The organism is Paenibacillus sp. J22FR83 (assembly GCF_059691955.1).
The window spans coordinates 69,657-86,305 of sequence record NZ_JCAUAM010000019.1; the positions used below are offsets into that span (position 1 = coordinate 69,657).

Sequence of the window (16,649 nt, forward strand, 5' to 3'; positions counted from 1 at the left end):
TCTGACTCCTTCTTTATGTTTGGCAGCCAGGCTCTGCATGTGCAAGCTTCTATTCATATGAAGTCGATTTGTGTTACATTTTATTAGAAAAATTATTATCAAACTAAAAAGTGTAGTTTCAATCAAATCTGGTTATCATATGTCTCGTTAGGGATACTTTTGGTAAACTGGGTACAAATTAACAATAAGGATGCTCATCATCCCGACTTCAAACCAAACTTAAAAAGAGCGCCCCGATAAAATATCGAGACGCGCTAACCAGCTTTCAATAAACATTTACTTCTTTAAATCCAATGCTCTTAGAATGACGGTTATGGCTTCGGCACGCGTAGCGTTCGCCTGCGGCTTCACTGTATTGTCATCATATCCGTTGATCAATCCTTGAGCAATCGCGGTCGCAAGAGCCGAGTAGGCCCAATCAGATATAGTTGAACGATCCGAGAAATCGATATTCTTGTTAATCGGTTCCATCTGAGCGGCACGAATTACGATGGCTGCCATCTGCTCCCTTGTGATTAAATCATCTGGACCAAATGACTGTTCCGTATATCCGTTAACAATACCAAGTGCTGTGGCAGTTGAAATCACACTTTTCGCCCAATGAGTTGACGTGTCTTCAAAACTATTCCCATCCTGCGCTTTGAGTTTCAAAGCCTTGACGATAACGGTAACGAATTCAGCTCTCGTGATTTGGTTGTCTGGCTTAAAGGTATTGTCCGAATATCCGTTGATTGCACCTTGTTTTATTAATTCACGAATGCTAGCCTCAGCCCAATGTCCTTTGACATCGGTCAAACTAGTTTCATCTGGATTAGCACCCTTTTTATCAGAAACTAGAACTGCGAATTTCGTGAAATGCTTAACAGACCCTGATGCTGTTCCATTGGTTTGGTCCACTTGCAAGTCATCCAATTGTACCCACGTATGAGTTTGTTCGTTCAGCCAGTATACACCTACCGACGATTTCGTAAAGTCCACGGAAGTCTTGTCGAAAGGTAATGTAATGGTAACAGGCTTATTAAAATCGCCTTCTTTATCTTTTTTGATTTCGTAAACATCGCTAACTAATTTAAGAGATGAGTCAATCGGCAGAATGGAAGTATCACTTACTTTATCTACGGTCACTTTTATACCGCTGTCCTTTGCTCCGGCAGGCACATCGATTTTAGCGCCATTTAAAGTTAAAGTTCCACCCTCAGCCACAATAGTTCCCTCGTTGGATGGTGTTGAAGGTGATCCGACTCCACTATATTCATTATAATCTCTAGTAACAATTGAATAGGTGGCCATGGCTACAGTTGTTGTAGATTGAGGCTCTTTGGAGTCAATAAGCAGGGTATCTTTCAAAGTAATGTTGGCCGTACCGTAACCAGTCGTTGTGAAGGTGAATGTTGCCAAATCCTGCAATCCGTTATCCCCAGTCACTTTCCCTGTCTTAGTTTGGCCGAATACAAGATGCGTGCCACCTATTTCAGAAAAAGTAACTGGCGTACTAAAGCCGACCTTCGATGTTGATTCGCTTCCTAGCTTAAATTTTAATAAATTAGGGTCAAAGTAAAGATTTAGCTGATAAGCGTACAAATCTTCTAAATTGTTGCCCTTAACCGTAATTGTGACTTCTTCTCCCCTATTGAGGGCAGTCTTGGAAGCTTCCATGAAAATCGATGGTGAATATGTTGCCGCCATAATTTGTTGCGGCAGCAGCATGGTTAACAAAATTAGCGTTATAAATAGTGCCTGTTTTTTACGTGCCATATCCAGATTCGTCCCTTCTTATGTAATGAATCGGCTGATAGTATCCATCCTAATTAGGAGAAACGGAAGGGTTGAAGTTTAACCGCTTCCGTCTCTATGCTCCATTTGTTTGGATCGCATAATGTTGTCGAGCTGGATTATTGTTACGGGAGTGCAGGGACGCTCTTCGGAGCTACTCGGTTATGCGTTGCTTGCTCATAAGAATAGCCGATTTTAATTAACTCACCTTCCTCGTAAGGTCGAGCAAGCAATTCGATAGCAATTGGTGTTCCATTTGTTACGTATCCCGCTGGCACGCTGATCGCTGGGAAACCGGAGAACGGACTCAAACGATTGGCATTACCACCACTAGTAGGTGTCGTGGTAGCTGGATACAGTAAGACATCGAGATTATTGTTGGCCATTAGACTAAGTAGTGATTGCTGCGTCATACGTGTTCTGAATAACAAAATATCTTTATAAGCCTGATTTGTGTCAAGAGGCGCCACGGTGTCTCTTGTTGTTAACGTACTTTTCAACGAGGACAAGAAATCCGTTTGAGAATTGACGATATCCGTAAGAGAATGATAGCGAAGTGAACTAGGATCGACCAAGCGCGTGTTCGATAAATAATCATTCAGGTTGTATTTGAATTCATAGGCACTTAAACTCGAATAACTCACGATCGTGTCTGCATTAGGGATATATACGTTTGTGACAACCGCACCTTGTTCGCGCATACTCTCCGCTGCTTTGTTCAGTAGGGCAAGTACGTCTTTGTTGGTTCCAATCACGGAGGTATTGGTGACGAGCCCGACACGCGCGCCTTTTAGCCCATCTTTAATTAAATAATTCGTATAGCTAGTCGGCTTTTTGCCTATGCTGCTTGCTGTTACTATATCATTAGGATCGTAACCGCTAACGGTATCGAGCAAGATAGCAGCATCCGCCACCGTCCTAGCCATGGGACCGCCAACGTCTTGGGAAAGCGCCAAAGGAATGATGCCATCTCGGCTAGTCAATCCAATCGTTGGTCTGATACCAACGATACTGTTATAGGAGGATGGAATTCGAATGGAACCGCCCGTATCTGTACCAAGGCCTGCGACGCCAAAATTAGCAGCAACGGATGCCCCAGTTCCACCGCTGGAACCACCTGGGTTTTGAGTCAATACGTAAGGGTTCTTCGTTTGTCCACCTAATGAACTATTCGTATCTGTATTGATGGCGAATTCACTTAAATTGGCTTTAGCCAAAATGATGGCTCCTGCATCCTTTAATTTCTTAATCATAAATGAATCGCTCACTGGCTGATTATCTGCCAAACATGTGCAGCCCGCACTTGTAGGCATGTCGACGGTGTCATAATTATCTTTTACGATAATGGGGATTCCATGCAGCAGGCCACGAGGACCATTATCCTTGCGTTCCTGATCCAAACTTGCTGCAATTGCTGCGGCGTTAGGATTGATTGTAATAAGGGATTTAAGAGTCGGTCCTTGTTTGTCATACGCGGCAATCCGATCCAAATACATCTGAACAAGTTGGACTGAGGTCAACTTACCGGCTGCCATGGCATTCTGAATACCCATAATATCTGCTTCCATTAATTCAAAAGGCTGTCCATTGTCAAAAACAATCTTTTTACCGAGATAAGCAAGATCAGCTATATTGATGATGCCGTCATCGTTAAAGTCCGCGGATGAGACCACTCCCCAGTTCAGATTCGAGGAATCGATACCGAAGTAGTTAATTAATAAAGAAAGATCGCCGACGTCTAGAACATTGTTGCCGTTAAGGTCACCTTGGATTGTACCGGAAATTTGGAATGGAATGGAGGTGGCTTGTGTCAGTATCGTGCTGCCGTCGGAGAGTCCTAGCTCTACGGAACCAGTGATTCCACTAAGGTCTGTCGCTACCTTGGCTTTAAAAGCCAAAGTAAGTACTGCACTGTTTTGAGTCAGTCCTCCCGTTGAATCGGTGATAACAACGCTAGCTTTACCTGGCTCGTTATTTTCCCCGACGATGCTAACGCTGGGTTTGGCCGACGTCGTACTTATGTATTCAAAAGATGTTTGATTATATTGAAATACAAATTTACCTACCGTCGTATTGCTAGGTGCTCCTATCAAGGAAACATTTACATATACTTGATCATTTACACTGACGGAAGCTGGACCGGATAGTTGAACTGTTGCGCTAGTTGGAGTAGGGGGTGTAGCGGCGCTGACTCTTGAAACTTCAATCGGATTGAACAATACCAATACATTCATTAATATGCTGAAGAGCAACAAAACTGTAATTTTTGAAAAGGTTCTATTAAATAATGTATTCATGGTTACCTCCTGATGTTATGTAATATGACATATAATTTGATTTAATAAATAAAAAGTAAGGGTGTTAAGCTGGAAATGTTTAAAAATGTAAGGTTTAAGACGGGAAAACAAGTGGTTTTCCTAACACATCCTTTCTAATTCATTAAAATAAATGACCAATGTTAAATTATATGACATATGTTAATAGATTTATAGCAGTCTATCAAATGCAAATTTCGTCAAAAAAACGTATACATGAATAGTAGTCTTATCATTGCTTACTCTTCCATTGCATTTCTATCCAATTGCAAAAGTTCATTTTTTCCAACTATTCGTGAGCCACAACTGGCAGTGAACCAGTAAAACTCAAACAGCATGCACCGACTGAATTAGCGGATGCTACCCAATAATTCCCTCTACAAGGGAATGAAAGAGAGGCAAGTTTTGATGGAACTTTTGTTGCCTTTATTCATTGTGGCAGCAGTGATCGTAACAGCTACACTGCTCAATAAGCGTTATCCCCGAATCCCGTTGCCCTTCTACTTAATTGGTTTAGGCGCTTTGGTGTCATGGCTGCCATTCGTTCCTACGGATTTCGATTTTGAACCAGAAGCCTTCATGGTTTGTCTTATCGCACCTATTTTATTTGGAGATGGCCGTGTTATCTCACGCAAAGAATTGCTGGAGTACCGCAAGCCTATTCTGCTAATGGCGTTATGGCTCGTCGTCTTCACCGTTATTGGCATCGGGTATTTTATTCACTATTTAATTCCTGCGATGCCACTTCCCGTCGCATTTGCGCTAGCAGCTGTCATGTCACCAACGGATGCCGTTGCTGTGAAGTCGATGACAAGGGGGCGTACGTTTCCGAAAGGTTTAATGCCAATCCTAGAGGGCGAGTCACTGTTAAACGATGCAGCAGGCTTAGTGTCCTTCAAAGTAGCTTTGGGGGTTGTGATGACAGGCGTCTTCTCGGCCAAATCAGCAGCTTGGGAATTCCTGCTTGTCGCCATAGGCGGCATTATCGTTGGACTCGTACTAGGAGCGCTTTTGGTGAATCTCAGACTATTCTTACGGAGAAAAGGATTAGAAGAAGTCAACTCGCTCGTTACCATTCAGTTGCTAACACCATTCGTGATCTTCTTGGTTGCGGAAGAGATCCATGTTTCAGGTATCTTAGCGGTTGTTGTTGCGGGGATTGTGCACGGGTTAGAACGCGATCGATTACAGCAAACAACCACCAAATTGCACATCATCTCGACCAATACATGGTCAGTGTTAAGTTTCATTTTGAATGGACTCGTATTTGCCTTGCTCGGCATACTACTGCCAGAGGTCATAACAGGATTACTGCATAGCGGTGAGGCTTCCATTGTGAAGGAGCTTGGATTAGCGCTTGCGATCTATGCGGCGCTATTTGTGGCTAGGTTCATCTGGGTTTATCTATTTCATGACGAGTTCGTTCCTTCTAATCCAAAGACGACGGAACCCAATACGCATACGAGCAGAAGGAGCTTTGCGCTTGCGGCTAGTTTCTGCGGCGTTCATGGTACGATCACGTTAGCAACGGCCTTGTCGATCCCTTTCCAACTGTCAGATGGGACGCCATTCCCTCTGCGCCATACCATTTTGTTTATTTCGGCCAGCGTCATCTTGATCAGTATGTTAGCCGCAACGTTCGCCATGCCGTTTATTGGCAAGTCAGTCACCGCGGCAACACCCGACCAGGCAACATTATCGTTGAAAGAAGCAAGTATTCAGTTGGCGAAGCGAACGATTCTAGCGCTCAAATCGGAGAAGAATGACGAGAACTACAATGCTACGCTCGCGGTTGTTCAACAGCTGGAGGAGCAAATTCGGATGGACTGTTATGGGACAGTCAAGGTATCCGGGCCTTATATTCGAGAACTTCAACAAATTGGCCGAACAGCCGAAGCAGCTAGGCTAGCTGAATTAATTGCGCAAGGTGTCATTTCGCCGCAGTTGCAGCCGGTGTTTACGTTACTTCATCAGCCACAGTCGGAATCGTTCTTTCTTGCAAGGCTGCAATACATGTGGGTTAGATTGAAGTTGAGTCTACTTAATCGCAAGATTCAGCAGCACCGAAGAGAAGGAATTCCGGAGAGATTCAGATCCGTCACCGAGATGTTCGAAGAGTTGCAAACGATTGAGAAACAATTGCAAGAAGCAGCTGTCAAAGCCATTCGTAGTCAGCAATCGCCGAAGCATCAATTAGAAGCGCTGCTCGTTATCCAACACTACGCTCGCAGTCAGAAACACGAGAGTAAGATTTTTGGCGAGCATTCGGAAGCTGAGTTTCTACAACAGTTGCGAATTGTTCAATTGCGAAGCGTACAGATGAAGCGGGATGGGATTCAAGAGTTGGAAGAGGCTGAACAAATCTCAAGCGGAACTGTGCTGGAATTATTGCAGGCGATCAATTATGAGGAAATGCTTATTTTGGACAATGGCGAGAAGTAGAAGTAAGAGCTAAGCGGTTTGCGCTTAGCTCTTTTTATATGTTTGGCGGGACGCCTATCCACTAATTAATGAGAGTGTCCCATCTCCATGGCCATTTGTTTCGTCAACGTGATGGACCAATCGGTTTCATTCCATTTGACATCCCAACCGAGAAGTTCAGTTATAAAACGTAGAGGAACTTGCGTACGTCCACCTTGCAGGAAGATCGGCGTGCCGATTTCTTTGCGTTGTCCATTCAATTCCATGTAAGGTTTGCCAATCCAGAACGTGGCTGTGTTTCCACCTGTTTGGACCCAAGCTGTTTGCGTATCCGCATCCCACGTGACTTCGGCACCAATGGCTTCACCAAGGTAACGCAATGGGATAAATGTGTTGCCGTCTTTCATGAATGGAGCGACATCCATCCAAGTTGTACTGCCATTAATGGTAAGTGCACCACTTCCAATTTTCATCCAAATGCTCGTTGTAGGTGACATTGTAGCAGCAGGTCCATGAAATTTCTCAGGAAATTGTGCGACGATCCCACCAGCAAGTGCTGTTGCTGTCATGAACATGTGCGCATAGGCGGTACGTGCATCTGTATATGTCATAGCGTAGTCTTTGTTTACATAGGCGTTAAAAGCTTGCAGCAAATGGTCAATGTGCATTTTCAAGCCATCAGCAATTTCTGCCGTTTTGAAGTAGGCAGGATTCGCCATGTTGAAGAACTGAGCTTGCTCCATGCGATATTCTTCAAGGTCAGCAACGGCTTTGGTGCGGCCAGCTTCATCTTTTGCACCTGTTGCTTTCACATAATCTACGAAGTAGCCAATGTGGGAAGACCAAATCGGTTTGAACGCGTCACCTGCTTCTTTACCATAAACAGATGCGATAGCTGCAGTTAAATCATCGGTATTTTTACCGAGTGCTCCTGCTGCTGCAGTGAAATCTGGTGCACCATTGATGCCTTTTTGCATAGCGAGGATAGCGAGGGTTGCATGTTCGCCAAGCAGTTGGCCAAGGCCAGCGCGAAGGTCAATACCTGGTGATTTCACAGTAGCTGCTGGGAATTTCTCAGGGAATTGGGCTTCGATGCCGCCCGCTAGAGCGGCTGCTGTTATGAACATATGGGCATAAGCGGTACGTGCGTCAGCATAGGCCGAATCGTAGTCTTTGTTCACATAGGCGTTGAAAGCGTCGAGTAGGTGGGTAATGTGCATTTTCAAACCATCAGCAATGGCTGTTTTATCAAAATACGTAGGGTTCGCCTTGTTAAAAAAATCAGCTTGTTTCATTCGGTAATCTTCAAGCTCAGCGACCGCTTTAAGTCGACCAGCTTCATCTTGGGCTACAGTTGCTTTCACATAATCAACGAAATAACCGATGTGTGAGGACCAAATAGGCTTGAAGGCATCACCAGCAGGTTGACCATATACCGATGCAATCGCTGCAGATAAATCATCGGTGTTCTTGCCAAGTGCAGTAGCAGCATCACCGAAATCAGCTGAACCGTCGTAACCTTTTTGCATGGCGATAATGGCGAGATAGGCGTGTTCCCCAAGTAATTGGCCAAGAGCCATCTGGAGATCAGGTGCTGGACCAGTTGTTTTGACCTCATGGGCGCTTGCAAGTGTGGGTAGTAATAAACTGAAACATAACATTAGGATAGCAAATTTGCTTCGTAAACTTTTCATTCTCTTCACTCCCTCATTTAAAGTTGGTCCGCTTGTGTAAAGCGGTTATACTTAGTGCAACGGAAGAGATGTTGAGTTGGATCACTCGGATCCAAAAAAAGTTTTTCGATAGTGAACCTTCATAAATCCAACATGGAAATTCATACGAAAGATATATGGAGGGAATGCCGAGGAAAGGGGACTATGGATTGAACGAAACAATGGACGACAGGCAACTGATGCATTTGGTCTCTCAAAAAGATTCGGAAGCCCTCGAAACACTGTACGACCGATATGAACAACTGATTTACAATTTTGCTTTCCGTATCGTGAAGGATGCGATGGCGGCCGAAGAAGTCATGCAAGAATTGTTCATGCGGGTTTGGAACGGAGCAGAAAATTATGATCATTCACAGGGAAAGCTTACTTCCTGGATGTTTGCGATTACTCGGAATATCGCGGTAGACCATCTTCGCAGACGAAGTTCGCGAACGGCGCAGCAGACCGTAGATAGGGATCATTTGAATCTCATTCGAGATAAGGAAACGACGGAGGACATCGTCGAACTACGCATAATCGGAGAGCATGTGAAGGAAGCCTTGCAGGGGCTAAATCCCGATCAGCAAGAAGTTGTGGATATGATTTACTATCAGGGACTGACACAGCAGGAAGTCGCGGATCTCGCGTCAATCCCGCTCGGAACCGTCAAAAGCAGGGTTAGATTGGCCATGAAGCAACTGCAGCAACGTTTAAGTCATTGGGGAAGGAGGGATCGGGTTCATGACGGACACTAAGAATCAAGCGTGTGAATTAGCAGAATTGTATGCGTTAGGGGCTTTGCAACATGAAGAAAAGATGAGCTTCGAAGCTCACTTGAAGACTTGTAAGGATTGTCAGGAAGTGGTGAAGGCGTCACGCCAGGTTATAGAGCTTCTTCCTCTTGCATCGGAACAAATGGAAGTACCTTCAGGCATGAAATCAAGAATTTTGACGAAGGTGCTGGCGTCAGAAATCGAATGGGAAATAGCGAAGCAAGCGGAGAGTGAAAGTCCGGCTGTAGTTCGGGGGGATTTGGTTACTCCAAGCACGCAAGAAGGGGCAGTTCCAATGCGTGGAAGCCGAGCCTGGCGCTATGCGAGTCTAGGGTTGGTTGCCGCTGTGATTGGACTGATCCTGTATACAGGGCAGTTACGGCAAGATGTGAGCCAACTGCAGCAGCAAATTGCTAGTAATACCGGGCCCGTGCAAGGGCTTAAAGTAAATGAAGCCGTCACACTTAATCCAGCTACGAAGGACATCGTTGCCAAAGGTTTAGCCACCATTGTCGTGGATAAGAGTGGTACACATCTTGTTGTTCAAGCAGAGAATTTGCCAGAACTCAAAGGTACGGAAGCGTATCAAGTTTGGCTGATCAAAGGCGAGAATACGTTTAATGCCGGTACCTTCCTTTCCCAAGATGGGAATGGAGCGTTATACTATTCATTCAATCCGCAGAATTACGATACAGTGGCGATTACGCTTGAACCTGACGCTGTAGGCGTAAATCCAAGAGGGAAAATCGTGCTAGCAGCACCGATCAAAAGAGGATAAATAAAGGACGATACTCGCAACATCAATGGATGGAGCGGCTATCGTCCTTTTTCTCATACGCTGCAAGTGGCAACTCCGGCGGCCGAGCGAGGAATTGTTCACACGCTGATCCAACCAAATTGTGGTAGTATTATAAAATATAAGCATTTATTACTTCGTGGAGGCGCATAGAAATGAGTGCAAATAAAATACCGCAAATACTCTCCGTCATCGTACTGGGAGGTCTAATCACTTGGGCTGTTGTGAATGACGCTTCAAGTCGTAAAGTTATGAGCGCACATGAGCTTCGGGTGGATGATAAAACAGACAGTTTAACTTGGTCAGCTTCTCCTGAACCGCTATTTGATACAAGTAATGAAAAGTTCAAACCATTTTTAGGAATGATGTCAGGTTCAATTGCGCTTCGATATGATGGGCCTCTTCAGAAACTTGCAGTCAATTTCGATTATTGGGATGAAGGTGTGAAGAAGAATACCTCAGCGGGCATGAGCGTGATCATGATGGAGAAGGACAGGGACAAGATGGGGAATTATCATTTTGATGGTGATTTTGTCTATTCGTTTAAGGATCGGCAAGACCCGGGCGGTGTTGTCTATAGCGAATTGATATATGCCATTATCGAACATTATGGTTCCTATAGTTCAGCCCTCAGAGTGGATAAACCAGCAGGAATTGGCCTGACAGGTGAAATGAAATTACAGCAGAGCGTCAAAGCGCCGAACGATGAAAGTATCGTGGTATGGGGTTTGCAAGGAACCGATAAGCAAACGATGTTATCGTATTCGACCATAGCGGAAACGTTAAAAATTGCCAAATGGGCTATGACCGTTCGACTAAGCTTTATGGGACCTGATGAAAATATATAGTAGTTGAATTATGTGTTTTAGTGCAAATTTGTAGGTGATTCAATGCATGTATTCTTCTAGTGAATAACACTATGATTAGTTCAGGGGTTCATAATATAGTGCAAAAGATACTGGAGGGGTACTTATGTTGCATCCATTCATGGGAATCAAGGATTGGGATCGTATCGGCATGTCCGTAGAGGAGTCCGCCAAAACCTTACAACGCATTGCGTATGTCGATCGCCAACTTATGCGAATTGAGGCAGCACATATGGCGGCTAGGCCCCAATATGAAATAAAAGGAGCGCTTGCACGTTTAAGCTCGCAAGATGCGGAGCATCACGATCAATTCCGCAATCGCATCAAACAGCTGCGCATGAGTACGGTGGCGTTCGATAAATGCCCAGATGCAACGCTGAAGGAACTTATGGAGACGGTGCTGAATTCAGCAACAACGTTGTGTTTGTTGACCGCACTCTTTGACGTGGTGAAACCTGCGCAAATTGCCGCCATTCATGCTTACAAAGCCAAAGCACAGCCACTCGTTGATGAACCTACGCTTCATATCATGAAGCATCAGCTCATTGACCGTGAGGAGCAGATGGACTGGGGGCGCGAGGCGCTTCATGATCTGTTGCAATCCGCATCGGACACGGAGAAGGAGCAAGCACAGCAATGGAGACTGTATGTGGAACAACTGCTTGTTGCAGCTGGGGGTGTGACAGGATGGGAGGAACGAGTTCCCGTACAACCATCTGCTCGGATCGCTACCGAACCTTTCAAGATGCCTCAAATCAGTTCACGGGACAGTCGGTTTACCCCACAGGTTGTGAAAATGCAAGGGATGAACCTTCCTGACAATGTAGAGGGCCGTTTCATGACGATGATGCTCTCGAGGTATTACGAGATGTCGCCAGCAGAAGGCGTGGCTTATGTTCATTTTACAACAGAGGGCAAGCCGTGGCATTTCTACCGGGATACAGCCAGGCATATGTGGGATGAGGTTCGTCATAGTTGGTTCGGTGAGGCGGCGCTTCGCGTGAAAGGGTACGATGTGTATCAATTCCCGAATTGGACGGGATGGTATGATATGACGGCGCAGCTATTTGAGGGCACGGAAGCTTATTCGCATTTGACGATTGCCATTGAGAAGGCAGCGATGAAGTATCCGCCAGGCAAGCGTGAAGAGTGGGAATTCTGCCGCGATATCGCCAAGGATCCACTAATGACGACGTTTCAAGATTTTGACTGGGCCGATGAGGTTGTACATGCAGGCTTTGGGCAGCGTTGGATGATTGAAGATGTTCATGGCGGCGATGCCCGTGCGGCACAGGAAGAAGCGGAGCGAACTGTGAAGAAACGTGCAGTGTACATGGAGGCGCATGGTGATTCCGATAAAAATAAACCGGCGGGCAGCCTGGGAGGCTACTAATACGCATGATCGGACAATTCGACATATCCAGGATCAATGATGGCTCTAATCGCCCTCCGCGGCTTGAAGTTCATCAATCCATGTGGGCGATGATGGAGCTAGGGGAAGTGGGGACAGAGCTTTCGCTAGAGGCAAAGCTGGAGCGCATTGCAGATGGAGGCTTTACTGGCATCTTAGCGAGAGTGCCGGAGATCGATGTTAGAGATGAGTGGAAAAGGTTACTGAATCAATACAGTCTAAGCTTTGGCTCACATTGTTTTCCATTCAGCCCGAGTGACTTATTGGCACACATCCAGAATGCCGCAGATATGGATATGCTGTATGTGAATGGTCAGGTGGCGGACGCTTTCGTGATCGACGAAGAAGCGATTGATCTGTTAGGCGGACTCGCCGCCGTGTCGGCTACGCATAGCATGCCATTTTATGTAGAGACGCATCGTGGCAAAATTACACAGGACCTAATTCGCACCGTACAATACACGCAAGCGTTGCCGAATCTGAGGTTTACGCTGGATATTTCCCACTACGTGCTGGCAGGGGAAATGACAGAGGGGCAAGAGAAAGCGGAGCCTCTTCTTGATGCAGTGTTGCAACGAACGTCAGCGATTCATAGCCGAATTTCGTCGGGGGAGCAGATTCAAGTCGATGTTGGTTACTCGGATGCGATGCTGGCACGTTATGAGCGTTGGTGGACCCAAGCGATGCGGTATTGGCTGCAGGATGCTAAGCCTGGCGATGTGCTTCCTTTTGTTTGCGAGTTGGGGCCGGCACCTTATGCCATCAAGGGGCAAGGGGGTCGGGAGCTCTCTAACCGGTGGGAGCAAGCACTGATTTTGAAAAATATGGCGCAGGCTTGCTGGAAACGTGCTACAGTAGAGTAAAAAAGCGAGGATATATTCTATGGAGCAAATGACTCTCAAACAACTGGATTTTGTTCGCAAATCTACGATCAAAGCGGTTGAAGGGCTATCGGAAGACACAATAAACGATATACCCGAAGGATTTAATAACAATATTCGCTGGAATTTGGGGCACATTATTTTCGTGCAAGAGAAATTTGCTTTTCATTTTATTGGTGAGCCGTTACAAATCCCTGAGAACTTTGAGCGATTATTTGCAAAAGGCACCAAACCAGCAGATTGGGCTGAGGAACTCCCTTCGCTTGAAGAATTACTTGCTTTGCTTGCTGAGCAACCCAAACGAATTCAGAGTATCTTACATGATCGCTTGGATGAAAGCGTGGCTAAGCCATTCACAACAGGCAGCGGTTTACTCCTAACCACAGTTGGCGAATTCTTAAACTTCACGTTATATCACGAGGGCATGCATTTCAATTCGATAACCTTACTAAAACGTTTTGCAACCCATCAACAATCCTAGCATTCCGCACAGCACGTAGCACCCGGCGCGTTATCTGCCATACGGTGGCTATCAACACGTTAACAATAAAAGAACCTCTTCGTACTTGCTTAGGCTTGTGGAGAGGTTTTTTGGTCTATTATGATATAATTGGGAAAGTAACAAGTCGAGCAAGAAAGAGGAGATACAATGACAGATATAGCAAAACAACATACAGGCTGGAACTTTGATAGCAGTTATGCACGACTTACGCAATCCTTCTTTACACAAGTTAACCCAACGCCTGGGCGCGCTCCGAAGTTAATCGTTCTTAATGAGGCCTTGGCTGAGGAGCTCGGGTTGAATGCTTCGGCATTGCGAAGCGAGGAAGGCGTCGCTACGCTGGCAGGGAACCACATTGCAGAAGGTTCGATACCGCTCGCACAAGCTTACGCAGCTCATCAGTTTGGGCATTTTAACATGTTAGGGGATGGCCGGGCTATCCTGCTGGGGGAACAGATTACTCCCCAAGGGGAGCGGGTGGATGTTCAGCTGAAAGGTTCAGGCAGAACGCCGTATTCCCGTCGTGGCGATGGCCGAGCGGCGCTCGGACCGATGCTGCGCGAATACATCATCAGTGAAGCGATGGTCGGACTTGGCATTCCAACGACGCGGAGCTTAGCTGTAGTTACAACGGGGGATGTTATTTACCGTGAAACCGAGTTGCCTGGCGCAGTGCTAACACGCATAGCGGCAAGTCATATTCGGGTAGGAACTTTTCAATATGCAGCCCAATATGGCACCAGCGAGGATCTTCAGGGACTTGCGGATTATACCATCGAGAGACATTATCCAGAAGTAACGGCTCAGGCAGAGAGTGATCACAAAGAGCAACGGTATCTTCACTTCCTTCAGGAAGTGATCAAGCGTCAAGCCAAGCTCATTACGAAATGGCAACTAGTTGGCTTTATTCACGGAGTGATGAATACCGATAACATGGCGATCAGCGGTGAAACCATTGATTACGGTCCTTGTGCCTTCATGGATGCCTATGACCCAGCCACGGTATTCAGCTCTATCGACACACATGGTCGCTACGCCTATGGCAATCAACCGCGCATCGCGGTCTGGAATCTGGCGAGATTTGCAGAAACGCTCCTACCGCTGCTGCATGAGGATGAGGAACAAGCCATTAAACTAGCCGAGGGTGCTCTCTCCGAGTTTTCCGCGACCTATCAACAAGCATGGCTCGCGGGAATGAGAGCGAAGTTAGGGATTTTGGGCGAAGAGGAAGGGGATCTCGCGCTGATTGAAGGTCTGCTTAGCTTAATGGAGAAGCATAGTGCAGATTATACGAATACGTTCTTAGCTCTGACGTTTGATAAAATAGAAGAATCACCCCTATTCGGCACGCCGGAGTTTGCCCCTTGGCGGGAACAATGGCAGGCGAGATTAGGTAGACAGCAGGAAGACCAATCCGCTTCGCAGGAGTTGATGCGCAGTAGTAATCCTGCAATCATCCCGCGCAATCACCGGGTTGAGGAAGCACTGGAAGCCGCGGTCGAACATGGTGACTACAGCGTGATGGAGCGACTTCTCGCTGTGCTGGCGAATCCATTCGCGCACGCACTGGAGCAGGAGGCGTATGCCGCGCTGCCGGAGCCATCGGCTTGTGCGTATCAAACGTTTTGTGGCACGTGAGTATTCTTGAAACTGCGCCCACGTCACTCCACAAACCCAAATAACTGGATTTCCTCCATCTATTTTAGATGAAATTGGGGTAGTTATTGAAATAACTGTATTTCCTACAGCTAATCTCAGCTTATAACCGCAAATCGTCCCATATCGGATAAATTAACTGGACTTTATCCATCTATTCCTGAAAATCAGGGGAATTGGTGGAATTTAACTGTATGTTTTCCAGTTAAACTGTCAGCTCGTGCCATCGATCAGATGTTGCGGAAGTCGGCCTGCGCGAATTTAGTTTTCCCTCATAAATCATGGTAAAATGTGGATTATGGAGGTGCGGGATACGGATGAAAATTGAGGTTGCAACTAATGCTGACTATGCCTATCTACAAGTACGTGACCATCACATTGTACAAAGCTTAATCACTAAGAAAATTAACGAGCAAGAAATCTATATGCTGCGGGACGAAAATGACAACAATATCGGATGGATGAGGTTCGGCTATTTCTGGGACAACACACCGTTCATGAACATGTTATGGCTCGAAGAGTCCCATCGAGGTCAGGGATGTGGTAAGGTAGCTGTCCTTTATTGGGAAGAAGAAATGAGGGAAAAGGGCTTTAAGCTAGTCATGACCTCAACTTTGGCTAGTGAAGGGGCTCAGCACTTTTATAGAAAAATAGGTTATCGCGATGCCGGATGCTTGTTACTCGAGAAAGAGCCGTTAGAAATTATTATGACTAAGCAATTAGGTAATTGACAAATAAACCATTAGATATACTAGGTCTAGGAGATCGATAAAACGAAGAAGGGGAACCCGAAATGAAGACGATCAAGAGCATGATGGACCATCTGTATTGGGCGAATGAACGTATTATGGATGCGCTCGAGGAGAGTAAAACAAAGGATCAGGACCTTCTGAAATTAGTTCGGCACGTCGCGGTCGCGGAACGAGTTTGGCTTTCCCGCTTGCAGAGGAAGGGGAGTGCGCAATATTCGTTGTGGGAGGAAACGGACGACCTGAGCGCGATCTGGACGATGTTCCAAGAGAACACCGAGCAATATCGCATCTATATAGAAGGGCTAGAAGAATCCGAGTTGGACAAGATCATCAACTACACGAACCAAAGCGGTGTTCCCTTCCAAACGTCCGTCCGGGACATCCTGTTGCAGGTTCTCTTGCATGGGCAATATCATCGGGGACAGATTAACCGGGCCCTTCGGATGGAATCAGCAGTACCTGGCCAAGTCGATTACATCACATTTACGAGGCTCTAGCAGGACTCATGTAAATAGCGCTACGCCATAACGTTATCCGAGCAGCTTGAACTTAAACCTTGAACTTAATGTAACTACCATAACGGCCGGCTAAGACTCGATTTTCGAGTCCTAGCCGGCCGTTATTTTACTTTGAGATGGTGTCATTTACCTCCCCAAGAAAATATTTCAAATAAACTATTGACGAACAGAAAGAATGCTGATAAATTAAAACCAAGTAATCTTATCAGAATAATTATGTATCGACCGGACCGCCGGAGACACATGCTAAACTTCCATGAAGGGGAAGAGCTG

General features: G+C 46.0%; 13 protein-coding genes. 10 read left to right on the top strand and 3 right to left on the bottom strand.

Annotated features, from left to right (window positions below; genetic code table 11):
* Positions 1 to 276 precede the first annotated feature (276 nt).
* Together AC58PV_RS28375 and AC58PV_RS28380 are read right to left on the bottom strand one after the other, a co-directional pair.
* Positions 277 to 1,755 (bottom strand): S-layer homology domain-containing protein, encoded by a 1,479-nt coding sequence (locus tag AC58PV_RS28375; RefSeq protein WP_497436099.1) that lies wholly within the window; start codon positions 1,753 to 1,755, stop codon positions 277 to 279.
* A gap of 143 nt (positions 1,756 to 1,898) precedes the next feature.
* Positions 1,899 to 4,070, bottom strand: a complete 2,172-nt coding sequence (locus AC58PV_RS28380) for an amidase family protein (RefSeq protein ID WP_497436101.1) — start codon at positions 4,068 to 4,070, stop codon at positions 1,899 to 1,901.
* A gap of 426 nt (positions 4,071 to 4,496) precedes the next feature.
* Between AC58PV_RS28380 and AC58PV_RS28385 the strand changes: the two genes are divergently transcribed.
* Entirely contained in the window at positions 4,497 to 6,530 is a 2,034-nt protein-coding gene (locus tag AC58PV_RS28385; RefSeq protein WP_497436102.1) for a Na+/H+ antiporter, read from the top strand.
* Positions 6,531 to 6,595: 65 nt separating this feature from the next.
* On the opposite strand, the gene AC58PV_RS28390 is transcribed toward AC58PV_RS28385, so the two are convergent.
* A complete protein-coding gene (locus AC58PV_RS28390) occupies positions 6,596 to 8,203 on the bottom strand; it encodes a copper amine oxidase N-terminal domain-containing protein (protein ID WP_497436104.1) in 1,608 nt (535 codons plus the stop codon).
* A gap of 188 nt (positions 8,204 to 8,391) precedes the next feature.
* On the opposite strand from AC58PV_RS28390, the gene AC58PV_RS28395 reads away from it, so the two are divergent.
* From AC58PV_RS28395 to AC58PV_RS28435, 9 genes are all read left to right on the top strand, one after another.
* Positions 8,392 to 8,976 (top strand): RNA polymerase sigma factor, encoded by a 585-nt coding sequence (locus AC58PV_RS28395; protein WP_497436106.1) that lies wholly within the window; start codon positions 8,392 to 8,394, stop codon positions 8,974 to 8,976.
* Entirely contained in the window at positions 8,963 to 9,772 is an 810-nt protein-coding gene (locus AC58PV_RS28400; protein ID WP_497436107.1) for an anti-sigma factor, read from the top strand. Before AC58PV_RS28395 ends, AC58PV_RS28400 begins: the two co-directional genes overlap by 14 nt.
* Positions 9,773 to 9,945: 173 nt before the next feature.
* Positions 9,946 to 10,638 (top strand): hypothetical protein, encoded by a 693-nt coding sequence (locus tag AC58PV_RS28405; protein WP_497436109.1) that lies wholly within the window; start codon positions 9,946 to 9,948, stop codon positions 10,636 to 10,638.
* 124 nt (positions 10,639 to 10,762) lie between these two features.
* Positions 10,763 to 12,049 carry a hypothetical protein gene (locus AC58PV_RS28410; RefSeq protein WP_497436110.1) on the top strand — a complete coding sequence of 429 codons (1,287 nt, stop codon included), beginning with the start codon at positions 10,763 to 10,765 and terminating at the stop codon, positions 12,047 to 12,049.
* A gap of 5 nt (positions 12,050 to 12,054) precedes the next feature.
* Complete coding sequence (locus AC58PV_RS28415; RefSeq protein ID WP_497436111.1) at positions 12,055 to 12,930, top strand: sugar phosphate isomerase/epimerase family protein; 876 nt, start codon at positions 12,055 to 12,057, stop codon at positions 12,928 to 12,930.
* A 19-nt stretch (positions 12,931 to 12,949) separates the two neighbouring features.
* Positions 12,950 to 13,429: a DinB family protein gene (locus AC58PV_RS28420; protein WP_497436112.1), complete on the top strand. Its 480-nt coding sequence runs from the start codon at positions 12,950 to 12,952 to the stop codon at positions 13,427 to 13,429.
* Between the two features lie 168 nt (positions 13,430 to 13,597).
* Positions 13,598 to 15,088, top strand: coding sequence for a protein adenylyltransferase SelO (locus AC58PV_RS28425; protein WP_497436114.1), 1,491 nt, complete (start codon positions 13,598 to 13,600; stop codon positions 15,086 to 15,088).
* 335 nt (positions 15,089 to 15,423) lie between these two features.
* A complete protein-coding gene (locus AC58PV_RS28430; protein WP_497436115.1) occupies positions 15,424 to 15,837 on the top strand; it encodes a GNAT family N-acetyltransferase in 414 nt (137 codons plus the stop codon).
* 62 nt (positions 15,838 to 15,899) lie between these two features.
* Positions 15,900 to 16,355 (top strand): DinB family protein, encoded by a 456-nt coding sequence (locus tag AC58PV_RS28435; RefSeq protein WP_497436116.1) that lies wholly within the window; start codon positions 15,900 to 15,902, stop codon positions 16,353 to 16,355.
* Positions 16,356 to 16,649 lie beyond the last annotated feature (294 nt).